The sequence below is a fragment of the Paenibacillus phoenicis genome, assembly GCF_034718895.1.
GTDB lineage: Bacteria > Bacillota > Bacilli > Paenibacillales > Paenibacillaceae > Fontibacillus > Fontibacillus phoenicis.
Genome location: NZ_JAYERP010000001.1, coordinates 2,124,804 through 2,151,022, shown reverse-complemented (window position 1 = coordinate 2,151,022; position 26,219 = coordinate 2,124,804). Strand labels below are relative to the sequence as shown.

General features: G+C 53.6%; 24 protein-coding genes, 1 tRNA gene, 1 riboswitch and 1 other annotated feature. Of the genes, 13 read left to right on the top strand and 12 right to left on the bottom strand.

Annotation, left to right across the window (positions count from 1 at the left end; genetic code table 11):
- Positions 1 to 31: 31 nt before the first annotated feature.
- A complete protein-coding gene (locus U9M73_RS10175; protein ID WP_009224165.1) occupies positions 32 to 814 on the top strand; it encodes an SDR family NAD(P)-dependent oxidoreductase in 783 nt (260 codons plus the stop codon).
- 445 nt (positions 815 to 1,259) lie between these two features.
- Here U9M73_RS10175 and U9M73_RS10170 read toward each other — a convergent pair whose 3' ends face one another.
- Both U9M73_RS10170 and U9M73_RS10165 read right to left on the bottom strand, forming a co-directional pair.
- Complete coding sequence (locus U9M73_RS10170; protein ID WP_323077181.1) at positions 1,260 to 2,363, bottom strand: Gfo/Idh/MocA family protein; 1,104 nt, start codon at positions 2,361 to 2,363, stop codon at positions 1,260 to 1,262.
- Entirely contained in the window at positions 2,363 to 3,094 is a 732-nt protein-coding gene (locus U9M73_RS10165) for a ThuA domain-containing protein (RefSeq protein WP_009224162.1), read from the bottom strand. Before U9M73_RS10165 ends, U9M73_RS10170 begins: the two co-directional genes overlap by 1 nt.
- Positions 3,095 to 3,339: 245 nt before the next feature.
- Here U9M73_RS10165 and U9M73_RS10160 point away from each other — a divergent pair, with 245 nt between their 5' ends.
- Positions 3,340 to 3,468: a hypothetical protein gene (locus U9M73_RS10160; protein ID WP_260071459.1), complete on the top strand. Its 129-nt coding sequence runs from the start codon at positions 3,340 to 3,342 to the stop codon at positions 3,466 to 3,468.
- Between the two features lie 28 nt (positions 3,469 to 3,496).
- Here the strand turns inward: U9M73_RS10160 and U9M73_RS10155 are convergent, their stop codons facing one another.
- Both U9M73_RS10155 and U9M73_RS10150 read right to left on the bottom strand, forming a co-directional pair.
- Entirely contained in the window at positions 3,497 to 4,657 is a 1,161-nt protein-coding gene (locus U9M73_RS10155) for a Gfo/Idh/MocA family protein (RefSeq protein WP_323077180.1), read from the bottom strand.
- Between the two features lie 154 nt (positions 4,658 to 4,811).
- Entirely contained in the window at positions 4,812 to 5,636 is an 825-nt protein-coding gene (locus U9M73_RS10150; protein ID WP_036644619.1) for an AraC family transcriptional regulator, read from the bottom strand.
- Between the two features lie 154 nt (positions 5,637 to 5,790).
- On the opposite strand from U9M73_RS10150, the gene U9M73_RS10145 reads away from it, so the two are divergent.
- A complete protein-coding gene (locus tag U9M73_RS10145; protein ID WP_009224159.1) occupies positions 5,791 to 6,834 on the top strand; it encodes a YkvI family membrane protein in 1,044 nt (347 codons plus the stop codon).
- A gap of 173 nt (positions 6,835 to 7,007) precedes the next feature.
- Here the strand turns inward: U9M73_RS10145 and thiH are convergent, their stop codons facing one another.
- The 4 genes from thiH to U9M73_RS10125 are packed head-to-tail and all read right to left on the bottom strand — an operon-like array spanning position 7,008 to position 9,764.
- Positions 7,008 to 8,123 (bottom strand): 2-iminoacetate synthase ThiH, encoded by a 1,116-nt coding sequence (gene thiH, locus U9M73_RS10140; protein ID WP_323077175.1) that lies wholly within the window; start codon positions 8,121 to 8,123, stop codon positions 7,008 to 7,010.
- 3 nt (positions 8,124 to 8,126) lie between these two features.
- On the bottom strand, positions 8,127 to 8,906 hold the full coding sequence (locus U9M73_RS10135; protein WP_323077174.1) for a thiazole synthase: 780 nt from the start codon (positions 8,904 to 8,906) through the stop codon (positions 8,127 to 8,129).
- Between the two features lie 4 nt (positions 8,907 to 8,910).
- Positions 8,911 to 9,114, bottom strand: coding sequence for a sulfur carrier protein ThiS (gene thiS, locus U9M73_RS10130; protein WP_323077173.1), 204 nt, complete (start codon positions 9,112 to 9,114; stop codon positions 8,911 to 8,913).
- Positions 9,115 to 9,119: 5 nt separating this feature from the next.
- Positions 9,120 to 9,764, bottom strand: a complete 645-nt coding sequence (locus tag U9M73_RS10125) for a thiamine phosphate synthase (protein WP_323077172.1) — start codon at positions 9,762 to 9,764, stop codon at positions 9,120 to 9,122.
- A 114-nt stretch (positions 9,765 to 9,878) separates the two neighbouring features.
- Positions 9,879 to 9,981: riboswitch (TPP riboswitch) on the bottom strand.
- Between the two features lie 221 nt (positions 9,982 to 10,202).
- Here U9M73_RS10125 and U9M73_RS10120 point away from each other — a divergent pair.
- Positions 10,203 to 11,126 (top strand): FUSC family protein, encoded by a 924-nt coding sequence (locus U9M73_RS10120; RefSeq protein ID WP_323077170.1) that lies wholly within the window; start codon positions 10,203 to 10,205, stop codon positions 11,124 to 11,126.
- Positions 11,127 to 11,532: 406 nt separating this feature from the next.
- Here the strand turns inward: U9M73_RS10120 and U9M73_RS10110 are convergent, their stop codons facing one another.
- Complete coding sequence (locus U9M73_RS10110; RefSeq protein WP_009224153.1) at positions 11,533 to 11,718, bottom strand: hypothetical protein; 186 nt, start codon at positions 11,716 to 11,718, stop codon at positions 11,533 to 11,535.
- A 98-nt stretch (positions 11,719 to 11,816) separates the two neighbouring features.
- Here U9M73_RS10110 and U9M73_RS10105 point away from each other — a divergent pair, with 98 nt between their 5' ends.
- A complete protein-coding gene (locus U9M73_RS10105; RefSeq protein ID WP_009224152.1) occupies positions 11,817 to 12,215 on the top strand; it encodes a hypothetical protein in 399 nt (132 codons plus the stop codon).
- 42 nt (positions 12,216 to 12,257) lie between these two features.
- Here the strand turns inward: U9M73_RS10105 and U9M73_RS10100 are convergent.
- Positions 12,258 to 12,331 (bottom strand) — tRNA-Pro (locus U9M73_RS10100).
- A 164-nt stretch (positions 12,332 to 12,495) separates the two neighbouring features.
- Positions 12,496 to 12,712: a binding site (T-box leader), on the top strand.
- 109 nt (positions 12,713 to 12,821) lie between these two features.
- Here U9M73_RS10100 and leuS point away from each other — a divergent pair.
- Positions 12,822 to 15,263, top strand: coding sequence for a leucine--tRNA ligase (gene leuS / locus U9M73_RS10095; protein WP_260071932.1), 2,442 nt, complete (start codon positions 12,822 to 12,824; stop codon positions 15,261 to 15,263).
- 31 nt (positions 15,264 to 15,294) lie between these two features.
- On the opposite strand, the gene comER is transcribed toward leuS, so the two are convergent.
- Complete coding sequence (comER, locus tag U9M73_RS10090; RefSeq protein ID WP_323077168.1) at positions 15,295 to 16,230, bottom strand: late competence protein ComER; 936 nt, start codon at positions 16,228 to 16,230, stop codon at positions 15,295 to 15,297.
- Between the two features lie 219 nt (positions 16,231 to 16,449).
- Here comER and U9M73_RS10085 point away from each other — a divergent pair, with 219 nt between their 5' ends.
- The 6 genes from U9M73_RS10085 (at position 16,450) to holA (ending at position 24,601) form a co-directional block, all read left to right on the top strand.
- Positions 16,450 to 17,034 carry a ComEA family DNA-binding protein gene (locus tag U9M73_RS10085; protein ID WP_323077166.1) on the top strand — a complete coding sequence of 195 codons (585 nt, stop codon included), beginning with the start codon at positions 16,450 to 16,452 and terminating at the stop codon, positions 17,032 to 17,034.
- Between the two features lie 42 nt (positions 17,035 to 17,076).
- Complete coding sequence (locus U9M73_RS10080) at positions 17,077 to 17,595, top strand: deoxycytidylate deaminase (RefSeq protein ID WP_016311414.1); 519 nt, start codon at positions 17,077 to 17,079, stop codon at positions 17,593 to 17,595.
- A 98-nt stretch (positions 17,596 to 17,693) separates the two neighbouring features.
- Positions 17,694 to 20,492, top strand: coding sequence for a ComEC/Rec2 family competence protein (locus tag U9M73_RS10075; RefSeq protein ID WP_323077164.1), 2,799 nt, complete (start codon positions 17,694 to 17,696; stop codon positions 20,490 to 20,492).
- A 171-nt stretch (positions 20,493 to 20,663) separates the two neighbouring features.
- Positions 20,664 to 21,212, top strand: a complete 549-nt coding sequence (locus tag U9M73_RS10070; RefSeq protein ID WP_009224146.1) for an RNA polymerase sigma factor — start codon at positions 20,664 to 20,666, stop codon at positions 21,210 to 21,212.
- Positions 21,209 to 22,423 carry an anti-sigma factor family protein gene (locus U9M73_RS10065; RefSeq protein WP_323077163.1) on the top strand — a complete coding sequence of 405 codons (1,215 nt, stop codon included), beginning with the start codon at positions 21,209 to 21,211 and terminating at the stop codon, positions 22,421 to 22,423. Before U9M73_RS10070 ends, U9M73_RS10065 begins: the two co-directional genes overlap by 4 nt.
- A 1,149-nt stretch (positions 22,424 to 23,572) precedes the next feature.
- Positions 23,573 to 24,601, top strand: a complete 1,029-nt coding sequence (gene holA / locus U9M73_RS10060; protein ID WP_009224144.1) for a DNA polymerase III subunit delta — start codon at positions 23,573 to 23,575, stop codon at positions 24,599 to 24,601.
- An 87-nt stretch (positions 24,602 to 24,688) separates the two neighbouring features.
- Here holA and rpsT read toward each other — a convergent pair whose 3' ends face one another.
- Positions 24,689 to 24,961: a 30S ribosomal protein S20 gene (gene rpsT / locus U9M73_RS10055; RefSeq protein ID WP_016311419.1), complete on the bottom strand. Its 273-nt coding sequence runs from the start codon at positions 24,959 to 24,961 to the stop codon at positions 24,689 to 24,691.
- 205 nt (positions 24,962 to 25,166) lie between these two features.
- On the opposite strand from rpsT, the gene gpr reads away from it, so the two are divergent.
- Positions 25,167 to 26,180, top strand: coding sequence for a GPR endopeptidase (gene gpr / locus U9M73_RS10050; RefSeq protein ID WP_009224142.1), 1,014 nt, complete (start codon positions 25,167 to 25,169; stop codon positions 26,178 to 26,180).
- Positions 26,181 to 26,219: the final 39 nt, after the last annotated feature.

The window sequence follows — 26,219 nt, the reverse complement described above, 5'->3', positions numbered from 1 at the left end:
ATCATAAAAATATCGTCGAGGAGGGATTCGCGTGGATCTTGGATTGAGAGGGAAACGGGCAATCATTACCGGCGGCAGCAAAGGCATTGGGCTGGCAACCGCCCTTACGTTGGCTGCGGAAGGCGCCCAGGTCGCCATCGTGGCGCGGAACGAAGGGCCGCTGCAGGAAGCGGCTGCGGCCATCCGCGAGAAGACGGGGACGGAACCGCTTGTCCTTGTCGCCGACGTCACTTCGGGCGATGACGCCCGCCGGGTTGTCGAGCAGGCGGCCAAGCATTTTGGCGGACTCGATATTCTCGTAAATAATGCAGGCACCTCGGCGGCGGCCCCGTTTGAGAAGGTGGAGGCCGAAGCTTGGGGCGCGGACTTGGACCTGAAGCTGCTTGGCGCGGTGAATTTCTCCCGGGCAGCGCTCCCCCATCTGCGTAAAGCGGGGGGCGGAGCGATTCTGAACGTCACTGCCATAGGCGGCAAAACACCTGGGGCTTCCTCATTGCCAACATCGGTCAGCCGGGCAGCGGGGTTGGCGTTAACGAAGGCGATGAGCAAGGATTTGGCGGCCGACCGGATCCGCGTGAACGCGGTGTGCATCGGGCTTGTCCGCAGCGACCAAATCGAACGGAAATGGCGTCAAACCGCGCCCGAGCTCACTTGGGAGCAATTTGCAACGGATCCTCGCCATGGCATCCCGCTAGGCCGAATCGGTCAGGCGGAGGAGGCGGCGAAGGTCATCGCCTTCCTGGTGTCCGAAGCGGCGTCATATGTGACGGGCACAGCGGTCAACATCGACGGCGGTACGTCGGCGGTGTTGTAATACTCGGCGGGGTGGAACCCGCCGGATGAAAAAAGGCGGATCGCCGGTGAGTCGGCGGTCAGCCTTTTTTTACAGGCATGATGCTGCGATTCATTTGGAACAGCCTCATCACGGGAATCCGCTTCATGACCTCTGTTCCCACGGCGCTTCCCATTGAGCCCAGCAGCACGCTGGCGGTCGCCAGCTTGATCAGGTAGTACAACCCGGTTTACGGTGATCAGATCCAGAATAATGAAATTCCGAATCGTTGTTGATGCCCGGATCGACACAAAAATAAAGGGTTGTTGTATTCGCTCAGCCATCGTTCTCCCCATTCCTCTCCATCATCGCTGTTCAACAACGATATGGGGTGCAGAGATTGGACTATTCGCAAAAAAAAGAAACCCCGAACTTGATCAAGTCGGGGTTTCTTGGCGTTTCGTTTTGGCTTAGTGCCGGTGTCCGGTTAGTCGAGCCGATACGGCTTTAGATCCAGCGGCAACGCTGCCGGCGGGGTGCAAGTGCTCTGCATTTCATAGTAGCTTCCCGCATCGGAAGCATCGTGGAAGCCCCACATGGCCTCAAGCACATGGTAGGCAAGCTCGCCGGTGGCGCGGTGCGGACGCCCGTGCAGTAAAGCGCTGGCCATATCGGCCGGGCCGATGCCGCGGCTGTTCTCGGCGTAGCCGGGCAGGAGCGGCACCTCGGTCCAGGCTTCCTCGCCGATCCGGCGGAGCTTCACCGGGCCGCCAAAGGAGTTAGGATCGGGAACGAGCAAGGTGCCTTCCGTCCCGTGGATTTCGATCGGCGGTAACTTACTGCCGCCAAAAATATCAAAGCTGGTCGTGAGCGTAGCAATAGCGCCTTGCGCAAACTCCAGCGTGCCCGTGACATGGGTCGGGACTTCGACCTGAATCTTTTGCCCGTACTTTTTCTCGCTGGTGATTGTGCGCTGCTCCAGCGCTTTGCCGGTCATACCGGCGATCCGCTTAATAGGACCCAGCAGCTGGATGAGTGCGGTCAAATAGTAGGGGCCCATATCAAACATCGGGCCGCCGCCTTTGGCGTAATAAAATTCCGGGTCCGGATGCCAAAACTCATGGCCGCGGCTCATCATAAACGCCGCTGCCGAGACCGGCCGGCCGATCGCCCCGTCCTGGATGAGCTTCAGTGCCGTTTGGATTCCGGCACCAAAGAACGTTTCCGGCGCGCTGCCAACCATCAGCTCGCGCTCGCGGGCCGCTGCGAGAACGGCCAAGCCTTCCTCGCGGGTCACAGCCAGCGGCTTCTCCACGTATACATGTTTGCCGGCTTCCAGCGCTTTCAGGCAAACCTCGGCATGGGCCGCCGGAATCGTCAGATTTATCACGATCTGGATGTCAGGATCCTGCAGCAGCTCGTCGACCGTGCAAGCACGGGGGACGTTATATTGCTTGGCCTGCTCCTGCGCCCGGTTCAGGTCGAGATCGGCGCAGGCTACGAGTTCGAGCGCCTCGAACTTTGTGCAATTTTCCATGTAGATACCGCTGATTTTGCCGCAGCCGATAATTCCTACTTTGATTTTGTCCATTATTGGCTGTCCCCCATGCCCGTATAATTGCTGTGACTCAGCGCATTTTCACCTAGAGACTCGACGGCAAGCCGTTTGCCTTCCGCCGCCCACAGCATCCCGCGGGTCATCATTTCCTTCACCGGAGGCAGGTCGACGATGTCGGCGTGATGTCCCAGCGAGTTATAGTACACTCGTCCAACCCCCCAGCGTTTGGTCCAGACAACCGGCATATCCACCGGCTTATTCAGGCGATGAGGCCCGTCAACGACCGGGAAGCGGGTGGTGGCCAGCACTTCAACGGCAGGATCGACATGCAGGTAATACTGCTCCGTTTTGACGTAAAAGTCTTCGATCCCCTCCACCAGCGGGCTGGAATTGGCGATAATCTCTACCTTGTACTCGACTCCGTCATTACCCGGATGGGCCACCCATTGTCCGCCGGTCATAAATTGCCAATCGACATTGTTGCGGAACGAATCACACATCCCTCCGTGGCAGCCAGCCAATCCGGTTCCGGCCTGTACCGCCGCGGATACGTTATTAACCAACTCTTGAGCGATCGTTCCCATCGTCCACACCGGGACAATCAGATCAAGACCCAGGAGCTTTTCTGCATCGGCAAAAGCCTCCAGCGTATCGGAGACCTCCACCTCAAAGGCGTGCTCTCGCAAAACGCCGGCGAAGATGCCAGCAACCTGCTCCGGCTCATGTCCGTCCCAGCCGCCCCAGACGATTAATGCTTTTTTCATTTCTCGATTCCTTCTCTCCTGATAAATTGTTTAAAAAGCTAACGGACACCAGAGACGTTATCGACTTACGCTTGTACATCTGCGAATTCTAACGGACTGAGGAGACCTTATTTCGGGAAAAAGCAGCTGAACGTTCGCCACAATCGCTCCATAAGGTCATTGGAGTCCGTTACAGCGGGAAATAGCCGGGAAATAGACGAATAAGGTCGCTGTGGTCCGTTAGGCCGCTGGATGGGGAACACCGGATGTGGGATGCCGGATGGGGACCGATTCCGCAGGTCACCCCGCGGAACGGGTCGCATTCCGTGGACCCCAGCAGAATGTGCCGCATTCCGCAATACCCGCGGACCCACCTGCAATCCGGCGCGGCCTAAACGGCCACACCCCATGACCCTGTGCCTATCACATTTCGGAAATGCCGACCCAGCGCCGCTCCGCAATCGAGCGTTCCACCGCTTCCAGCACGGCCTGGCATTGAACGCCTTCACGGAAGCTCGGCACCGGCCCACGGCCTTCGCGAATGGCCGAAGTCAGCTCCAGCACCTCGTGCGTAAACGTATGCTCGAACCCGATCGTGTGCCCCGGCGGCCACCAAGCTTCGGCATAAGCGTGGGCCGGATCGGTGGCAAGTACGCGCCGGAAGCCCTGGACATCGGCGTCGTCGGAGGTGAAGTACACCTCAAGCTCATTCATCCGCTCGAAGTCGAATTTCACGCTGCCCAGGCTGCCGTTGATTTCAAAAGCATTGGTCGAGCGGTGGCCGGCGGCAAACCGCGTTGCCTCAAAGCTGCCTAGCGCGCCGTTGGTGAACCGGGCCAGGAACAGCGTGGCGTCATCGACCGTGACCGGCCCCTTCGGCGCATCTGCGCTGCTTTTGGCGCTAAGGCCGGTCATATTCTCAGCGAGCGGACGTTCCTTGATAAACGTCTCGCTCATGCCGATCACTTCCTTGATGTCTCCAACCAGATAGTGGGCCAGATCGATCAGATGGGCCCCTAGATCTCCATGCGCCCCCGATCCAGCAATGTCCTTCTGCAGCCGCCAAACCAGCGGGAAGGACGGGTCCATGACCCAATCCTGCAGGAACCAGGCCCGGAAATGGTAGATCCGGCCAAGCCGGCCGCTCTGTACCAGATCCTTAGCCAACCGGACAGCCGGCGAGAAGCGGTAGTTGAAGCCAACCATATGAGCGACGCCGGCAGCTTCGGCCGCAGCAAGCATCTCCCGGGCATCCTGCAATGTAAGCGCTAACGGTTTCTCGCAAAAAATATGCTTTCCCGCCTGAGCTGCCGCAAGTGCGATTTCCTTATGGGCGTCGCTGGGGGCATTGATGTCGATCAGGTCGATATCGTCTCTGGCGACGAGCGCTCGCCAATCCGTGGTCGTTTCGCGCCAGCCCAGACGATTGGCCGCCTCTTGCACCGCTTCTTCGTTACGGCCGCATAATACAGCCATCTCCGGCTTTAAAGCGTCGGGGAAAAACATCGGCAGCGCCCGATAGGCGTTGCTGTGGGCTTTGCCCATAAACTTGTAACCGATCATTCCAACTCGCAGCGGGTTCATCGAATTCCTCCGTTTCGCGGGTGTAGTCAAAAGTTTTTTTAAATTTTACTTTTTCAACCCCATTATAATTAGATTTCCTTGCGATCTCTCGCCAGTTTATGCGTATGTATGGACAAAATATGCGTTTTCCCATTCTCTGCAGGTACCCGTTCAGCTATCGGGATGGGCGCAGGCTGGAAGGGACAGTGCCCCGCAGCTCCTTAAACACGCGGTTAAACGTACGAATGCTGCTGAAGCCGCACTCCAGAGCGATTTCCATAATACTGAGATCGCTGGTCAGCAGCTGATGTTCGGCGCTTAGGACGCGAACCGTGTTGAGATAAGTTTTGAAATTCATGCCGATGGCGGCTTTGAAGGAACGGCTGAAATGGGAGGGCTCCATGGAAAAACGTTTCGCCATCACCTTCACGTTTAATTCCTCCCGGTAATGGTCCTCGATATAGGACAAAATTTGCTGCATCCGCGCCCGGCGGGACTCGTACTTCTCCTTGGTGGTACGGTCCATCGGCAGCGTGTCCACCGCCCTTTGCAGACTGCCGCACAGCTTTAAGATGCCGGCTTTCAGCAGCAGGGGATAGCCAGGTTTCTTTTCGTCTTTTTCCCGAATTAGCTCGTCCAGGATCGTTTTCACTGTTTCGAGCCCCGGAGTACCTGCCGGAATATAAGGTGAGGCGAAGCGAAAGTCGGACGGCCAGCTTTTTGTCATCGTGATCCACTCCGGTTTGCAGATCAGAATGATAATTTCCGACTCCAACTCTCGGCTGTCAAAATAGTGGATATCGTTGCTGCCGCAGATAACCATGTCGCCTTGCCGAAGCAGGCGGATTTCTTCATTAACCCCAATCCGGATGGTGCCGGAGAGGACATAAATAAACTCGATTTCAGCATGGAAATGAGGATAAAACGTAATGTTCGTGCTCTGGTAGATATCCATCGGAAGCTCGGGATCCAATTTCCAATTTTGATAGAACGATTTCACTTTTAGATCCCTCCGTGTCGTTAAAATCACATTCCCTCCTAAATGTACTGCATTTTGGCGGGAGATTCCTCTTTTTTGTTTCAAGAATAGATGGAAGAGCTTGGACATAGGATGAAATTGGGAGAATTCAAAAAATGGAAATGATGGTGGCAATATGAATGATCGATGGGTCAAAATATTTCAAATTGCCGTTACCTACATCGGTACGGTGGTCGGCGCCGGTTTTGCTTCGGGACAATCGATTATGCAATTTTTTACCCTTTATGGCTCGGTTGGCGCCGCAGGGATTATCATTTCGACGTTGCTCTTCATGTGGTTGGGGACGAAAATGATGATCTATGCCCATCGAATACAAGCATTCTCTTACCAGGAATTTAATGATCATCTGTTTGGCCGCCTGTTCGGCAAGGTTGCCAACTTCCTGACCCTGCTGATCCTGCTGGGGGTTACCGCCGTAATGCTATCCGGCACCGGTTCGATCTTTGCCGAGCAGCTTCAGCTGCCTTATCAACTCGGGATCATCGTGAGTATCGTCTTGAGCTATCTGGTGATGACAAAGGGGATGAACGGTATCGTGGTTGTGAATGTGCTGGTTGTGCCGATGATTCTTCTATTTACGAGCTTGATTGCGTTCCGCGCGATTGAGCCGGAAGGTCTGTTCGGGATCAACGGCTTCCAGCTGCAACAACTGGAAAGTTACAAGTGGGTGCTGAGCCCATTTGTGTATGCTGCCCTCAACTTTGCTTTTATCCAGGCTGTGTTGATTCCGCTGGGGAGCGAGGTTCAGGAGGAGAGTACATTAAAATGGGGCGGCTTTTGGGGTGGTATCGGGCTTGGCTCTATGCTGTTGATTTACCATATTGCTTTGAATTCCCGGATGCCTGAAATGCTTAGTTACGAGATTCCGATGGCGGTCATCGTCCGCGACCTCGGCCCGTTTCTGCATGTGCTGTTTCTGTTAGTGCTCTATGGCGAGATATTTACGACCCTGATCGGCAATGTCTTTGGCGTCACGCGACAGCTGCAAAGCCTCTATCAGGTGCCCAAAAACATGACCATGCTGATCATCTTAGTTGCTTGCTTTGTGATTAGCCAGGCTGGTTTTGCTTCCTTATTAACATACCTGTACCCCATGTTTGGATATATTGGGATGCTGCTGCTTATTTTATTGGCGTTCCGGCGGTTGCCTCTTCGTTAAGCTTCCTGTTTCCATGTGCTGCTGAAAATATCACGGAACCGATTCACCTGCGGGTTTATACTGGGGAAACCGCTGGCGGAATGGATCGTGTCGATTTTTCGCTGATATAGATGAGAAGAAGAGCCGGACATTTCCCTGGATGCAGGGAAGGTCCGGCTCGATTGATGTTCGCCCTAGCTTTCAGTTGGGACTAAGATATCCCAGTCTTTAAACACAGGCTGCAGTCCGTTTTGATAGAGCATTTCCCGGATTTCGGCTACGCTACGCTCATCGGATATTTGAAACTGCGGGGTGCCGCCCCCTTGGGAGTGGCCCCCAACGGCCGTGGATACACCAGCTGACATCTTGGTCACCCCAAGGCGAACCAGTCTGTCACGTAACCGGGCAGGCTCCCGGCTGGATAAGGTGATCCCGGCCCGCGGCAGAAAGAGACGGTAGGCGAGCATCACCTGTACCAAAGCCCGATCGGTCACCTGGGCATCCGGTTCGTAATCTCCGAGAAAAGGGCGGAAGCGCGGAATCGATAAGCTGATCTCACAACCTGGATACTTGGTTTGCAAATAATCCGCGTGCATGGCGGCAAAGAAGGCTTCCTGTCTCCAATCGTACAAGCCAAGTAATGCCCCGATATTCACGGCCCGGTAACCTGCAGCACATCCGCGTTCCGGGGCATCCAGCCGATTTCGATAATTGCGCTTGGGGCCTTTGATATGGAGTTTGGCATACGTTTCCCGGTGGTAGACCTCTTGGAATACCGTCAGGCTGTCTACGCCTGCCGCAGCTAGCTCCTGATATTCGGAGACAGACAGCGGGTTCACCTCAATGCCGATGGATGAAAAATAATTGCGCAGCACCTTCACGCAGTCTCTTAAGTATTCGACCGGGGAATCTTTGCGGGATTCACCGGTTAACAGCAGGATATGACGGATCCCGGTTGCCGCAATCGCCTCAGCTTCCCGTTCGACCTCTTGCATGTCTAATTTTTTTCGTGGAAAATCATAGATCGAACTAAAGCTGCAATACTCACAGTGGTTCACACAATAATCGGACACATACATCGGGGTAAACAATTGGATCACGTTCCCGAATTGGCTTTGGGTGATCCGCTGTGCCTGTTGGGCCATCTCCTCCAAATGTCGATCAGCCGCTGGTGACAGCAAGACTAGCAGATCCTCCGCATCAAGCTTAGGCTTGCTAAGCGCCCGCCATACATCTGCATCGCTGTAACCTTGAAGCCGCTGTGGAAAGGGGAAGCCTTCCCAGGATTGGATTTTGTCATAGAAGCTCATCCCTTAGGCCTTCACTTCATCCAGAAATCCGGTTAGCGGGGAAGACGCTACCGCGTTTTGCTCCACCGGTCCCAGCCCGGCCAGATGGGCTAATCTGCCGGCTATAACGGCTGCGCGGAACGCTTCAGCCATGCCCAGCGGATCGCGGGCGGTTGCAATCGCCGTATTTAAGAGGACAGCCGCTGCGCCCATTTCCATTGCTTCCGCTGCCTCTGACGGCTTGCCGATCCCGGCGTCCACGATCACCGGCAGGCCTGCTTCCTCGATCAGGATCTGAATCAATTCCTTCGTCCGCAGACCGCGGTTGCTGCCAATCGGTGACCCGAGTGGCATGACGGCAGCGGCTCCAGCCTCCCTTAACCGGAGAGCGGCTGACAAATCCGGGCTCATATAAGGAAGGACAACGAACCCTTCCGCGGCCAATACCTCGGTTGCTTTAATGGTTTCCACGTTGTCTGGCAGCAAATAACGTTGATCCTGGATGACCTCCAGTTTGATCCAATTGCCCATATCCGCCGCCCTAGCCAATCTGGCGATGCGGATCGCCTCTTCCGCGTTACGGGCGCCGGAGGTGTTCGGCAGCAGCGTCATATGCGAAGGGATATGATGCAGCAGATTTTCCTCCTCCCAATCGGGATTCACTCTTCTTAAAGCGACGGTGATGACTTCTGCTCCTGAACGTTCGATCACTTCGGGAATTAAGGTATTGCGATTATATTTGCCAGTACCGATAAAGAGACGGCTGGACAAAGCCTTGCCGCCAATATGGAATAAGTCCTGCATAGGATCAACCTCCCCCAACAAAATGGACTAGCTCAATACGATCCCCATCCGATAACGGGGTCACGTCATAGTCTTCCTTTCGTATAACTGTACCGTTTAGTTCAACCAACAGCTTTCGGTCCTTCCATGGGGGCTCTGCTAATAAATCGGCCAGTGTGACACAGCTTTCGTTGATCGTCGTCTCTTTCCCATTCAGACGAACCTGCACGTGGTTCACCCCCTTTCCAGCCAAGCTGTCTGCATTGCCTCGCGATATGCTTGGGCTTCTTCTGCCGGGTCCGGTGCATGAAACAACCTTGTCATGACGGCAATCCCTTGAGCGCCGCAGCGGATGATCTCTCCCGCTTGATCCGGTCGGATGCCTCCAATGGCGATCATCGGAACCGGGCAAGCCTTCGCCGTAGCAGTTAATGCCTCCAGCCCTCTGCCGGGAAGTCCGGGTTTGCTGGAGGTATCGTACACATGTCCGAACAGGCAATAATCCGCTCCATCTACGGCGGCCTGCACCGTTTCTTCCACCGAATGAACCGACCTGCCCAAGCGCATCCCGCTGGCTAACGGACGAGCGGAGTCCACCGGAAGACTATGGCCGGCTAAGTGGACATTCACTGCCCGCGCGGCCAAGGCCACGTCCAGCCGATCGTTCACGACAATTTTGTTCAGCGGAATGCCTGATTCGAACATTTGTTGAATGATCTCCAGCTGACCTTTCGCGGTGAGCTGCTTATCCCGCACATGAATGTAATCCAAGTAGGGAAGGGCCTTGAGGGATACCCTGAGCAGTTCGGATACGTGGATGGGAGAGATGGAGATCAGATGCAGTTCGGGTGCGGTTAGCGTTAATTTTTGGCTCGTCATATTCATCCCCTCTCAGGTTAGAAATCCAATGCAAAAAAGCCCCCTCCGCAAGGAGGGGGCTAAGTTCAGCAACAGAAGGAATAAGCCTAAATAGACTTATGTTCTGGTTCATACATGCTTTACGCTCCACTTCCCTACGCAGGTCTTAACCCGTTCAGGTTCAAAGGGTCCAAATCTTTCGATTCATCTCAGCCTTGCGGCTCCCCTAGTGTCGATCGATTTAGAATTGTCATGTTTACTATACACGGGGATCCAGATAATTACAACCGTTGAATTGGATTGGTGTTAAGCTGCCTGCTTTAAGCCGTTTCCAAGAAATTTTCATGAAAATGTCACGATTTATCGCAAAAATAGCCGTTTTGTGATGTTTAATTAAATTGAAGCGAATTAAAAACATCCTCTATAATACGGTCGGAGCTTGATTGGGGAGTGATGAGATTGAAATGGACGATTGGTTTACGCAATCTCAAGACAGGGCTAGCCATCTGTTTGTGTGTGATCGTTGCAGCGTTATTGCGCCTGGAGTATCCTTTTTACGCCGCGATCGCAACGATCATTTCCATGGAAAATTCGGTCACCAACTCATTTACGGCCGGGAAACATCGGACGATGGGGACGTTTGTTGGGGCGATCGTGGGTGCAGGTTTCGCCATGATTGAGCCTGGGAACGCGGTGTATTGCGCGTTAGGCGTCATCGTCGTAATCTATGTCTGCAATTTGCTGAAATGGAATAAGTCAATATCCATCGGGTGTATCGTTTTTTTAGCTATCATGTTGAATCTTCAGCCGGGTGAAAGTCCGATTTTTTATGGGATTAACCGGATCACAGACACATTGGTTGGTATTGCTGTTGCTGTGATCGTCAATTTGGTCGTCTTCCCCCCTAAACATGAGGCCGATTTGGAAAAGGCGCGGAAAGCCGTCGCTAAGCGGATGGCCGATTTATTCGGGCAGATCACGAAGTGCCGGGAAGTCGTCGATTTGGAGAGTTTTCGTGCGGAGCTAGGTTGCCTGGAGAAATATTATCAGCTTTGCAAAGAGGAATTCCATCTGACTCGAGATCTCAGCGAATCGATGGAGCACATCGGCAAAGAAATTGAATCCTATCGCCATATCTATGAGCATTTGGTGATTTTGCAGCAGCTGCTTGCCGAGCATCGACTGTTGCTGGTCGAGGCCGATCATGAACGGAGCGACTCAGCAGAGGTAGGAAACCGTAGTGAAGAGCAGCAGTACAAGATCGAAACCGTCTATGAGTACCACGCGGATTGGATATACGCTGAGCTGCAGAAGCTGGGATTACCGCTTCCGATTAAGGAGCGGGGTCGTTTCCAGACGAAAGCGGAGCTTAAAATATCGTAACGTGGGTATGGTGCCTACGATTTTCTAACGAACAGGTAGAAAGGGGATGTCCCAAGAGCCGTTAAAGGCTTCTGGGGCATCCCTGCTTTTTTAAGCAAAATAGTGTCCTGATGGCACCAAGAAAACCGAAATGGGCATCAGCCTCTTCCGGTGTGATGCTGACCACAGGCACGTTTAATTGCCGCCCGATGACAGCAGCGATTTCGCGAAGCTGAATGCCTTCGTCGCCGGCACCAAGCAACCGTGAACCCGCTGGGGCGGACTCTACATCCGCTAGTATGAAAAAGAAGGGTTGCTGGATGAGATTGATGAAAATCAAAGGCTTTTAGTGGATCGAGTATCGGAAATTGTTTCAAGGATTGTTTTTATACAGTAAAAAAGGAGTGCACTAGCAGTTTCTGGCCTGTTAGAATCTAAAGGAGAAGAAAAGAAGGAGTCCTACGATGATGACGAGAGTGGTCCAAAAGCCGCCTTTTGCTAAAGCGTCCCAATCTCCGATTTCAGCACGATTCATCGAATCCGCAAAATTGATGAAAGGCTTACGTTGATACTCTTTAAACTTTTCTTTCTCTTGTTTCTCCCACATATTCACTGTAATCCCTCCCTATGGGTTACCCTTTAACATTAGTATACTTGGAACCGCGTTGAAGAGCATTCATTTTTTTAAATTGAGTTTAGGAGCCGATCTCTATGAACAAACTCCCCCCAAATAAATCAACGAAGTCTTCTCTTCAAGAAGTTGAGAATTTCCTTATTCAAACCTACTCAGCCAAGAAGATCCCCGTTTCGAACTTTGAGGAACTTAGAAACGACGCTCAGGTTAAATTTGATCGGATTGTGGCTTGCTTTGAAGTGGATCATCCGGAAGTTCTTAAGAGCATCTTTAATGAAGATGAGAAAAAAATGCACGAAGACTTCATTCATGAGCATAGGAATACGTCATTTGCTACTCCATGGCAGAAGATAAATGCGGGGCAGCTCCTTAGGATCGTATTAGAAAGCGAGGACGGGGTCAGTTTTAGTAACTTCACCGTTCAGGGGTTGTGCATGAGGTTGGTTAATGATCTTTCAGCCTTAAAAACGCAATAAAAAAATCGCGGCCATAAGACCGCGATATTGGTGCCATAAGAATCGAGACGACAGGATTTGAACCTGCGACCTCTTGCTCCCGAAGCAAGCGCTCTACCAAGCTGAGCCACGTCTCGTCAGCAATATTAATAATTTGGGGGAAACATTAATACATTATACACTTTTAGACGAAACTGTAAAGGGGGTAACGGATGAAAAAATTTTGAACGCAAGGAATAGGAACCAACGTTGACGATATGTGGCATTATTTTATATAATAATTGATAATCCAATTCTATAGTGTGGAACTTTGAAGAGGAATAGTAATTTGGATTTCGCCATCCAGAGAGCCGGCGTTTGGTGCAAGCCGGTTGGGGAATGCAGATGAACTCGCCTTGGAGTTATGATGCGCAAATCATCATCGTCTTGCCCGCGTTAAGGGTGCAAAGGGAGCTAGGACAAAGCATGTCCGACGCTAACTAGGGTGGTACCACGGGAAATCTCCTCTCGTCCCTAGCGATCATAACGCTACGGGTCGGGAGGTTTTTAATTTTAGGGAGTTCAATCAGTCGGTTATTGACTTTGATCCCGCATATCAAATTGTTGTTTCAAGGAGGATTTTGAATTATGGCGGACTATAACGTGCCCCATGACGTTTACCGTCCCCAGGCCATCGAACCGAAATGGCAGGCCTACTGGGATGAGCATCACACTTTCAAAACACGGGAAGAGTCGGGGAAACCGAAGTTTTATGCCCTTGACATGTTCCCTTATCCATCGGGAGCAGGCCTCCATGTAGGCCATCCGGAAGGCTATACGGCCACGGATATCGTCTCCCGCTTTAAACGGATGCGCGGATATAACGTTCTGCATCCGATGGGCTGGGATGCTTTCGGGCTGCCGGCGGAGCAGCATGCGCTCGATACGGGCGAACATCCGCGTGATATCACGGTGAAGAACATCAACAATTTCCGGCGCCAAATCAAGTCACTGGGCTTCTCCTACGATTGGGACCGCGAGATCAGTACGACGGATCCGAATTATTATAAATGGACGCAGTGGATTTTTATCCAGCTGTATAAAAAAGGTCTGGCCTATGTGGCCGAAGTTCCGGTGAACTGGTGCCCGGCATTGGGAACGGTGCTGGCGAACGAAGAGGTCATTGATGGCAAGAGCGAACGCGGCGGCCATCCGGTCATCCGCAAGCCGATGCGCCAATGGGTGCTGAAAATTACCGAATATGCCGAACGACTGCTGGAAGACCTGGAGGAGCTGGACTGGTCGGAAAGCATCAAGGATATGCAGCGCAACTGGATTGGGAAATCCGAAGGCGCCGAGGTCGTCTTCGAGATTGATGGACATGACGCATCTCTGACGGTCTTTACCACACGCCCGGATACGCTGTTTGGGGCGACTTATGCCGTGCTTGCGCCAGAACATGAACTGGTCAAGAAAATCACGACCGATGCTCAACGCGAAGCGGTTGAAGCTTACCAAGACCAAGCTGCGCGGAAGAGCGATCTGGAACGTACCGACCTTGCTAAGGAGAAAACCGGGGTGTTCACCGGTGCATACGCGATCAATCCGGTCAATGGCGAGAAGCTGCCGATCTGGATTGCCGACTACGTGCTGGCGGGTTACGGAACCGGTGCGATCATGGCCGTACCGGGGCATGATGAGCGCGACTATGAATTCGCCAAACAGTATGATCTGCCGATCATCGAGGTGGTCGAAGGCGGCGATCTGTCGAAAGAGGCTTACACGGGCGACGGAGCCCATGTGAACTCCGGCTTCCTGAACGGTCTGGGCAAAGAGGCAGCAATCAAGAAAATGATCTCCTGGCTGGAGGAAAACGGCAAAGGCCGCGGCAAAGTGACTTACCGCCTGCGCGACTGGCTGTTCAGCCGTCAGCGGTATTGGGGTGAGCCGATCCCGATTCTGCATCTGGAAGACGGCACGATGAAGCCGGTACCGGAAGATCAGCTGCCGCTGGTTCTGCCGGATGTGGATGCCATCAAACCGTCGGGTACCGGGGAATCGCCGCTGGCGAACGTGACCGAATGGGTGAACACGGTAGATCCGGAAACGGGGCTGCCAGCTCGCCGCGAAACGAATACGATGCCGCAATGGGCCGGAAGCTGCTGGTATTATCTGCGTTATATCGACCCGCACAACGACAAGGAGCTGTGCTCGAAGGAGAAGCAGCAGGAATGGCTGCCGGTTGACCTGTACATCGGTGGGGCTGAGCATGCAGTGCTTCACCTGCTCTACGCCCGCTTCTGGCATAAGGTGCTGTATGATCTCGGAGTGGTTACGACCAAAGAGCCGTTCCAAAAACTGGTAAACCAAGGGATGATCCTTGGCACCAACAATGAGAAGATGAGTAAATCCCGCGGCAACGTCATCAATCCGGACGAAATCGTTAACCAATACGGGGCGGATACGTTGCGCGTTTATGAAATGTTCATGGGACCGTTGGAAGCAACGAAGCCATGGAATGAAAGCGGCGTGGAGGGCATTCACCGCTTCCTGTCCCGCGTATGGCGTCTGTTTGTTGCTGAAGACGGCAGCCTGAATCCGAAAATTACAGCGGACGGCGGCAGCGACGAATTTAAACGCACTTGGCACAAGACGATTAAGAAAGTGACGGAGGATTTTGAAAACCTGCGCTTTAACACCGCGATCAGCCAGTTGATGATTTTCGTTAACGAGGCTTACAAAACGGATGCTGTGCCGAAAGCGGCAGCGGAAAACTTCGTGCAGATGCTGTCCCCGCTGGCACCGCATTTGGCGGAAGAGCTGTGGGAACGCCTTGGCCATACCGATACGATTACGTATGAACCATGGCCAACGTACGATGAGGCTTGGACAGTAGAATCCGAAGTTGAAATCGTCGTGCAAGTGAACGGAAAAATCGTAGAACGCACGAAAATTTCCAAAGACCTGGATCAAGCAGCTATGCAAGAACATAGCTTAAGCCTGCCGAACGTTCAGCAGGCTGTGGCTGGGAAGACGATTCGCAAAGTGATTGCGGTGCCAGGCAAGCTGGTGAATATCGTCGTCGGATAAGCCGCTTCCCTTCGTGAGGGCGTAGGTTTGTTCAGAAAATGGAGGCGGCCCCCGATCCGTCCGGCGGTTTGACGCCGGCAAAGGGGGCTTCCCTTTCCGGACATGACGGAGCATGATCCGAAGACGACGGCAGGGCATCCGGAATGGCCGGATGAAACAGCGCATGCAGCTTGCTGATATCGTCGTCGTATTTGCGATGAGTCGTATCGATCAGGCGGGCAAAAACCTCGCGCAGGCTGGAATCCAGCACAGCGATGCCTTCAGCGGTCACTCCTCCGGGGACGGCAACCCGTTCGATCAGTTGCTCGGGGTTCAGGCCGCCTTCGGTCAGCAGCTTGCCGGTGCCTAGCAGCATTTCCGAGCCGAGCGCAATCGCCTCCGCATAACCGATACCGGTTAATTCAGCGGCAGACTCGGCCCAAAGCTGCAGCATATGAGCAACGAAAGCCGGCCCGCAGCTGGATAAATCGGAAGCGATTCGAGTTTCGCTCTCTTTGAGAGTGATTGGCGTGCTGATTGAGGACATCAGCTGCTCCAGGAGCAGACGGTCTTCGGGGCGAATCCGCCCGCCGTAGATGCAGAGCGAAGCGCCGCTGTGAACGGAATGCGTGATGCTGGGAATGATTTTGGCGATTTTTGAGGGAATGGCAGCTTCTAAGGTTTCAATTTGAACGGGGCTCGTGATCGACACGACGATCTGTTTCTCATCGAGCACGTCCCGGATTTCCGCGATGACATCGGGGTAATCCAGGGGTTTGATGCACAAGAAGACGATTTTGCTTCCCTGGGCGGCTTCGGCATTGCTGCTGTACGCCCGCAGTCCGGGATGGCGCTGGGCCAGCCGTTTCGCTTTCGAGGGAGAGCGGTTGCTGGCACAAATATTTTGCGGGAGCAGCGCGCCGGAACGCAAAAACGCGTCAATGAGCAGGCTTCCCATGGCTCCGGTTCCGATGAAGGCGACTTTCATCCGGCTTCCCCTTTCCGTGCTTCGCGCACTGTATTGGTAAAACGTTAAAGTGATTGCACTCGTTCACTTGTTGTGGTATTGAGGCGGTTAGTCTTACGTTATTGCGATCCTACTTTTGCCGTTTCTACTTCACTTGTATAGATTGTATGCAGCTTGATTGGATCTTCATGACTATTGGCAGATTCTTTTAAGATGTTGAAAGAGGAGTGGAGTTACGATATGCGGAGGGAACTCGTATTGACGGCCATCGTTTCGGCTGCGATTGGCGCCGGATTGATGCTGCTGGCTACGGGCAGCCGCCCACCTGCAGGCATCGAAGGCTGGACGCCGATCAATGCCGAGGTTAAGGCCGCACTGGCCACAGAAGGCTCGGCTGCGGATCCAGGCGGCGATAAGGCCTCTAAGCCCGCAGAAACTGCGTCAGCGGTGGACAAGCCTGGCGAAGAGGTGACTGGGAACGGCGCAGCCGGGAAAACAGAGCCAGGCGGCGGTTCAGGAGAGACGGTAACGAACGCGGATGCAGCAGGTCAGAACGCAGGGCCTAGTGCCGGGGCCGAATCGAACAGCGGAGTTGCAGCCTTTAAGGAAGAAGCCGGGAAATCAACGGATACGGGAAAGATCAGCATTAATCGCGCCGGATTGGCCGAGCTGCAGGAAATCCCCGGGATCGGCGAGAAGAAAGCCCAAGCTATCCTTGATTACCGGAATGCGCACGGCCCTTTTACCTCCATTGAAGAGTTGACTCAGGTGAAAGGCATCGGAGACAAAATGCTGGAGAAAATGAAGCCTTATATCGGGCTGTAAGGCTTGTGATCGAAAGATGACTTGCGAGGGTGATGATGGAATATGAATCCGGACAAACGCAAAGATTGGGATACGTATTTTATGGATATCGCTTATATGGTATCGACGCGGTCGCGGTGTAACCGACGTCATGTCGGCGCTGTGCTCGTTCAGGGCAAGAAGTTGCTGGGTACGGCATATAACGGAGCCCCTTCCGGCGTTCCGGACTGCTCGGAGGCCGGCTGTATGATTGCGGAAGAATACGAGCTGGTGGTGGAGGACGGACAGGAGAAAATGGTGAAGAAGCAGCGCTGCGTCCGCACCATTCATGCCGAGCAGAATCTGCTGTTGTTCACCGACCGGATCGACCGGGAAGGTTCCAGTGTTTACGTCACGGACGAGCCATGCTGGACTTGTGCCAATATGCTGGCCAACAGCGGCATTACGGAGATCGTGTTCCATCGGCCCTATCCGAAGGATACCGGCAAAGTGACGGCCATGATGGCGCAAAAAGGCATCACCTTCCGCCGTCTGGAAGGCTATCAACCGCCGCAGGAAACGATTGCGCACGTGGAAGAATAATTGAAATCTTACGATTGATCATCGAATGTGGAAGCACCTCATTCGCCTTAGGGCGGGTGGGGTGTTTTTTGTTTAGGTGGACTTGGGAGGGGATGTCCATGAACCGGAGGCCGTTAATCGCGATCGCCTGCGGTTGGATGGCTGGCAGCGGCTTGGCGGCAGCTTATGCCGGCTGGCGTTTTTGGCTGTTTGGGCTGGGATTATCGTTGGTATGTACGGCTATCGCCATCATTTGGCGTCAGTCGTGGCGGAGTCTCGCCTTGGCAGGGCTGGCTTTTTTGCTTGGAGGCGGCTATTGGCTGTATAACGAAGCGGGAAATGTGAGCCGGATCGGGCCGATGGTGGCTGGTGTGAATGTAGAAAAAGAAGCGAGAACGGGTACACGCCCTATAAAGGAGGGGGCGCAGCCACTTGACGGTCAACCCGTCCGTCTGGAGGGAACGATCGTGTCCACGCTAAGGGTTGACGGGGATCGGGCTGATTTTACGCTGAAGGCCGACCGCCTATCGCTAAAGTCTCCAGAGGGGAAAGCATCGGTGATGCAGGAGATTCCCCGAGGAGAAAAGGTAGCCGTCCAGCTGCGGCTGGCGTCGCAAAGCGAACAGCGTACGGCGGCCACCTGGCGTCGCGGGCTTCGGATTACGCTAAACGGAACGTTGGAGTCACCGCAGCCTGCCCGCAATTTTGGCGCGTTTGATTACCGCCGGTATTTACATTTGCAGCGGATCCATTGGCTGGTCAAAGCATCGGGTGTATCGTCCCTGAAGGCGGGACAGCCGACCCGAGGCGTCGCCGCAGCCTTGGGATATATCGATGCGCTGCGCGAACGTCTTGGTGAGCGTATTGAGGGGTTGTTTCCGGGCTGGCAAGCCGGTTATATGAAGGGGCTGCTGATTGGGCTGCAGGATGAGCTGGAGCCGGACAAATATGCGGAGTTTACACAGCTGGGACTTACGCATATCCTGGCCATCTCCGGCAGCCATGTCGCGATTAACGTGGCGCTTGTGTTCGGATTACTTCGCCTGTGCCGGGTGACGCGGGAGACGGCAATCACGGTTGCAATGATGTTCGTTCCGGGATACATGCTGCTTACCGGTTTCTCCCCATCGGTCATCCGGTCCGGGCTGATGACGATGCTGGGGCTGTATTTGCTAAGGCGCGGGCTGCTAAAAGACAGCCTGAACGTATTGGCCGCCGTTGCGATGCTGATGTTGATCTGGGAGCCGTATTATTTGCTGAACGTGAGCTTTCAGCTCTCGTTCGCTGTGACGGCGGGGCTGATCGTGTTCGTCCCGCGCTTAACTCCGTACCTGAGATGGCTGCCTGGTAAGATCGGGAATGCGGTGGCGATCACGTTGGCGGCGCAGCTGGTATCTTTTCCGCTGACCATTTTCTATTTTAATCAGTTCTCTTTCCTATCGATTCCGGCCAATTTGCTGCTGGTTCCGTTGATTGGTACCTTAGCGCTTCCGCTGGGAACAGGGGCGTTGCTGTTAGGGTTGTTATCGATCAAGCTGGGCGCCTGGGCGGCTCTTCCGGTACGTTGGCTGAACGAGGCAACGTTTGCAGCAACAAACTGGCTAAGTGCGCGCAGCGGCTTTATGACCTATTGGAAATCGCCATCGCTGCTTTGGATCGCGGCTTTTTATGCCGGGTGCTATCTGCTGGTGTATTGGGGACATCGCCGTGAGCGCTTTGCCGCCGAGGCCTTAGCTGTCAGTGGGCGGGATGACGAAACCGTTCCTTTGAATCCAGCTAAACGAGAGGCAGCTTTCGCTCATCTCAGCTGGAGTGAGTGGCCTCAGGACGTGCCTGGATTCCGGGCTCGGCTAGGGTTTCTTGGGAGATTGACAGCTGTTAGAACCGCCTGGGCCCAACAGGGTCACGGATTGGGGCCGATCGCAGACGCGCTTAGCCGATGGGTATGGACGAAACGAATGGATCTTCTGCGTTTGGGCGTAGCCATGGGCCTAGGGCTGCTGCTGATCACTGGATATCAACCGGCATACAGCCAAGGGACCGGCTATATCGAGTTCATCGATGTCGGCCAAGGTGATTGTGCCCTGATCACAACGCCATCTGGCAAGCATATTTTGGTGGACGGCGGCGGGACGGTATCGTTTCGCAAAGCGAAGGATGCGTGGCGGGAGCGGCGTGAACCTTTCGAGGTCGGGGCCAAAACGGTGGTTCCGCTGCTCAAGAAGCGCGGGATCCACCGCTTGGATGCGGTTATTTTAACGCACGGGGACCAGGATCATATCGGCGGACTGCAGGCGGTGCTTGATTCCATTCCCGTGGAGGCGCTGTTGATCAATGGCAGCCTGGCCGAGTCCAAGACGATGACGAGCTTGATGGAAACGGCGCTGACCCAGCGTATTCCGGTGTACGCGGCAAGCCGCGGCATGAAGCTGCAACCGGATGACGCCACCCGCTTGGAGGTGCTTTATCCCTTGATGCCTGAGGAGGCGCTTAACCCAATCCCCTTCGTGAAAGAACAAAATCACCGCTCGATCGTCTTTCGTTTAGATATGAATGGAGCTTCCTTTTTATTTACAGGTGATATGGATGAGGCGGCGGAGAAGGAGGTACTTGGGCTTGAAACGCTGACCGCTTTGCGAACGACAACGCCGAATCCCTCTTCGATCGATGTCATGAAAGTCGCCCACCACGGCAGCAAAACCTCTACCTCTGCAGCTTGGCTAGAATATTGGCAACCGGAAGCGGCAGTTATTTCGGTTGGCGCTTCAAACCTGTATGGCCACCCGCATCCTACGGTCATTGATCGGTTGAACGCTCAACAGATTCGAATCTATCGAACCGACAACCAAGGCGAGGTCCAAATGAGAGTTCGAGAGGGAAGAATCGAGGTTAGATATAAGCTGCTTCCAATCCCATAGAATCAGGCCTTTTCGCTGTTTGTAAGGATGACGGGGCCTTTTTTTTCTGGTATCCTTAGGTCAGATTGCTTAGAGGGTGGACTTCTAAAATATTTTTTAAAAATAGTAACAACATTGCAACATCTTGTCGGACATTAGCGTCTGTAAGGATGCAAGGAAGGGGGAGCCTTAGTGGTAGAGCAGGGACTCATCAGAGCCGCTCAAACGGGCGATCGCGACGCTCTAATCACCCTATTGCGAGAAATTGAAAGCCATGTGTACCGGACGGCCTATTATATTTTAAACAATGAACAGGATGCACATGATGCTGCTCAGGAAGCGCTCATTCGCATTTATACGAAAATCGGTTCCTATGAAGAAAAAGCGCAGTTCAAAACCTGGGTTCAGCGGATTGTGACCAACATCTGTATCGACAAATTTCGCAGAAATAAGCCAACCGTATCGATCGAAGAGCACGAAATGGTGTTTCAGGGGAATGATAGCGTAGAACGGGAAGTGATGTCGGGCTACTTGGCCGAGGACATCCGAAGCGCGATTGAACAATTGCCGGATCACCATCGGTCGGTGGTTGTGCTGAGGTATTTGCAAGATTTTTCGTATAACGAAATTGCTGACAGCTTGAATTTGCCGCTGAATACGGTGAAATCCTATTTATTTAGGGCAAGGCAACAGCTGCAACACTTACTCCAAGATTATCAGAAAGGTGGTGTATCAGGATGAAGTGCCCAGAGGCGGTGGAATGGATGCATCGTTATCTAGACCATGACTTAAATGATGAGGAGACCTCTCTTCTCTTTGAGCATATGCGCAGTTGTGAAGAGTGCGCCGAAACGTTTGCGCTGCTTCGCAAGCTGTCTGCGCAATTGGAGGAGCTGCCGAAGGTAGTTCCGAACTATAGCCTCGTGGACGCGATCCTTCCGCAGTTGGATGAGATCGACCGGGCCCGCCGTGAAGGCGGCAGTGCTGCGGAGGAAATCGTGCTGCCGATGACAGCGGTGCAACGCGATGCGGATGCCGGTCAAGGTGGCATGCTGCCGAGCCGACGCAGTCTTCGTCGTCCTGATGCGGGAGCAGGAATGCGTCGGAGCCGGATTTACCGGTATGGGGCGCTTGGTGTGGCGGCGGTATTGATATTGGGCGTATTCATTTATAAATACGAACCGCGCACTGTATCCGATGCCGAGATCGCCATGGACACCGCGTTGGAATCGGCGAATGAGCAATCCTCGGCAGCCAACTCGGCGGACGATGCCGCGGGCAACGCTCGGCTGTTCAGTGACGACACCAATACCGGTGAGCCTGAGACCGGAGATTTGGACACTCCAGTGTCCAAAGATGTGGTTCCTCCGACTGAGGACTCGAATACCGGAGGCGCCCAAGATCGAATTGCTCCCGGGAATGCACCGGATACCGGTTCTCCAGCGGTGACGCCGGGCAACCCCGGTGCAGGCGACAAAGCTCCAAGCGAGCCAAATCAAGGGAAGAACCATTCGTCCGGCAGCCCTTCGGTTCCAAATGGCGGCAGTGACAAGGCTCCTGTGCAGGAGCCAACATCACCAGAAGCGGGAAATTCGGACCCTGCGGGCGATACGCAAGCTCCGGACAATCTGGAATATCCGATCGCAGATCAGCAAATGCTCATCGATGATCTCAGAGAGAAGTTTGGCATCGCGAGCTTTAATATCTGGACTTCTCCAGATGGCGCATTTGAAGCCGAGTTCAAGGACGGACACCTGTATGTATATCGTCTCGAAGCCGAGGAACGGAAACTGGTGGCTGATCAGGTGATCGATGGGAATTGGGTTGACGGGTCGTGGTCGGAAGCAGGCCATGTATTTACGTACGAGACAGAAATCGAGGGAACCCCTGCGGTTCATACCATCGATGCCGAGAAGGCGGCCACGGATGCTGCAAAAGGAACACAACCCTAAAATAAGTGCAAAAGACGGACGAATTTGGGCGGTTTTTTGAACATGCGGCAGTCACCTTTTCAGGAGATATGGAATAGGTTATATATATAGTAGAGATAACGGATTAAACCCCTGATCGTCGTATGACCGCTGGCGGGAGAGTTTCTAGAGCTCTTTAGCCCGCGTTTATATAGATGTTCCGGGACAGAGGGATCTTTCGCCAAGAGGCAGAGGTCCCTCTGTTGCATTATAAGCGGTTGTTTAAAAAGTCATCTTGGGATCACGAAGTGTCTCAGGGAAGTGTTTTCGACGTCGAATCTTGAATTCAGCCGGGCCTTCCGTTGCTCACGTAGCCTCCGGCTACGCTCCGCTACTCAGTCCCTAAGCTTCATCCAACCTTCTCGGTGCTCCCAACCTGACTTTTTAAACCTTCATTGGAAGAGGTAGTTTAAAAAGTCATCTTGGGATCACGAAGTGTCTCAGGGAAGTGTTTTCGACGTCGAATCTTGAATTCAGCCGGGCCTTCCGTTGCTCACGTAGCCTCCGGCTACGCTCCGCTACTCAGTCCCTAAGCTTCATCCAACCTTCTCGGTGCTCCCAACCTGACTTTTTAAACCTTCATTGGAAGAGGTAGTTTAAAAAATCATCTTGGGATCACGAAGTGTCTCGGGGAAGTGTTTTCGACGTCGAATCTTGAATTCAGCCGGGCCTTCCGAGCTCGGTTCCTGGTATCCCCGCAGGCTAACGGACTCTAGAGCCGCTATTTTCACATATCGTAGGCTTACCGATTCTAACGGACCGAGGAGACCTTATTCTGGACAAATCCAGCTAAAAGGGTGCTGGAAGTGCCCAATAAGGTCTCAGGTGTCCGTTACAGCGGGAAATAGCCGGGAAATGTACAAATAAGGGCTGTACGGTCCGTTACGTTACTTTAGGCCAACCTTAGGCCCATTTCGCGGTACATCGGAGCTGGAACAGTACAACCCCTGTCATGCAACTGAACATTTTCCGCCGCATCCCCGTCTAATAACAACCGCGCACGTTTCCCCTTGCTGTGACCTCAAGTAACTTGACGGTATTTCGACTGAACAACAATAAACAGAGCTTGGACGAATGCGTGAAATCGAAGTATGATGGAAGAAGGCAACAAAGTCGAAAGGGAGATACCGGATGGACGCAAAGCAAAAACAAGCGATAAAAGACATTAAGCAGGGGCGGGTCTCCCCGTTGTACGTATGTTACGGTACGGAGAAGTATCAAATTCAGGAGTTTGTTAGTTTGCTCCAGGATCAGCTGGTGGATCCGGATCAGAAGGATTTTGCCATCGCGACCTTTGATTTGGCGGAGACGCCGATTGAGGTGGTGGTCGAGGAGGCGGAGACGATGCCTTTTCTCGTGGAGCGCAAGCTGATCGTTGTACGCGACTCCACCCTGCTTGTAGCAGGCGGCAAGGAAGGCGGCAAGATTGAGCATAAAGTCGAGGCGCTGCTGACGTATATCGGCAACCCGGCAGAACATAGCGTCGTTGTGTTTGTCGTGAACGGTGAAAAGCTGGACGAGCGAAAGAAGGTTGTCAAAGCGATCAAGGCGGCGGGTACGGTGTTGTCCTTTTTGCCGCTTGGCGGCGGCGAGCTTGTTCAGTGGGTTGTGCAAGAGGTAGAGAAGCGAGGTTGCCGAATTGGACGGGATGCCGCGGAAGCATTAATTGCGGCAAGCGGTGTGCAGATGGCTGTATTGGCTGCGGAAATGGACAAGCTCTGCTTGTACGCCGGAGCCGGCGGCATGATCGATACTGCTGCGGTGGAGCAGCTGGTGGCGCGCAGCACAGAGCAGAACGTGTTCGTGATGGTGGAGCATATCGCCGCGATTCGGCTGGAGCAGGCGCTGGGCATTTTCTACGAGCTGCTGAAGCAACGTGAGGAACCGATTAAAATTGCGGCGCTGATCGCCCGCCAGTTCCGGATTATGCTGCAGGTGAAGGAGCTCGCCCGCCAAAGCTATTCGCAGCAGCAAATTGCCTCCCAGCTGAGCCTGCATCCGTACGTCGTCAAGCTGGCCGGCGACCAGGCCCGGAAGTTTGAGACCGGCCGCCTGAAGGCGATTTTGTCCGAGCTGGCCGAACTGGACTACCGGATGAAGAGCGGGCAGATCGACAAAGTCCTGGGGCTGGAGCTGTTCCTGCTAAAACTGGCGGCTTGAGGTACAAGCCCGACCTAAACAATAACCAAAAAGACCTGAACGATTTATCGTTCAGGTCTTTTTGAGCTTCGTATCATTTAACGAGACTTACGCTTGGGACGTAAGTTCGTTTAATTTTTTAGCCAAGCGGGATTTCTTACGGGCAGCTGCATTTTTGTGGATCAGACCTTTCGTAACGGCTTTGTCCAATTTTTTGGTAGCAGCCACGAAAGCAGCTTTAGCTGCTTCAACTTCGTTGTTCGCCAGAGCGGTGTCAACTGTCTTCACAGCCGTACGCAGGGCGGATTTTTGCGAAGCGTTCAACGCGCGGCGTTTGTCGCTCGTTTTTACGCGTTTGATTGCGGATTTAATGTTAGGCATTGCATTCACCTCCTGTAAAGCATATATCAACCCAGATGATTCACAACTTAAAATATTTTATCACGCAAGATAGCAAAAAGCAATAAATTCATCATACCGAATCTCTCAATTTCGCGCAAGTTTTTCAGCCTCGCAGAAGGGATGTATAAACCCATTCCCTCTCCCGCACAATAAAGGCAATCAGAGGAAATGGAGGTCTTATGGCATGAACTTGGACTTGCGCGAATATTCCGTACGCACTGACTTGGCCGTTGAATCAAAGGAAATGGCGGAGACGATCCATGGCGGCCCGGTCCCTGGGCTCAATGAGCAGGTCGAGGAACAGGACGGGATCAAGATTACCCGTCTGGATGTGACCGATGAGGCAGCCTCGCGGCAAATTGGACGAATCCAGGGGCATTATGTGACGCTGGAGGTTCCCGGTCTCCGCAATCAGGATACCGAGCTGCAGGAGAAGGTGGCTGCGGCGTTCGCCAAGGAGTTTACTGCATTTTTAAATAAAATCGGGGTTGGACCGGAGGCGAAGACGTTGATCGTTGGCCTCGGCAACTGGAACGTCACGCCGGATGCGCTTGGACCGCTGGTGGTGGAAAATGTGATGGTCACCCGCCATTATTTTGAGCTGACACCGGACCAGGTAGCGCCAGGTTACCGCGAGGTTAGCGCGATTGCCCCCGGGGTGCTTGGCATTACCGGTATTGAATCCAGCGAAGTGGTGCAGGGGATCGTGGATCGGACAAAACCCGATCTCATCATCGCCATCGATGCGCTGGCTTCGCGCTCGTTGGAGCGGGTGAATACCACGATCCAGATCGCCGATATCGGCATCCATCCCGGCTCAGGGATCGGCAATAAGCGGCGGGGGCTGACCAAGGAAATTTTGGGCGTGCCTTGTATCGCCATCGGCGTTCCAACGGTGTGCTACGCATCGACGATCGTAAATAATGTATTGGATTTGATGAAAAATCATTTTAACCAGGAAAGCGACGACGGAAAAGCTCCGACCAAGCAGATCATGGGCATGCTGAACGACCTGAGCGAAAACGAGCGTCTGGGTCTCGTCAAAGAGGTGCTTGAACCGCTCGGCCATGATTTGATCGTCACGCCGAAGGAAATTGATGAATTCATCGAGGACGTCGCCAACGTCATTGCAAGCGGACTCAACATCTCGCTGCATGAGGCAGTTACTCCGGATAACGTGGCGTCCTACACGCATTAACGAGCGTATGCTGCTTCTAGTTCCTTCTCCTTAAATCTC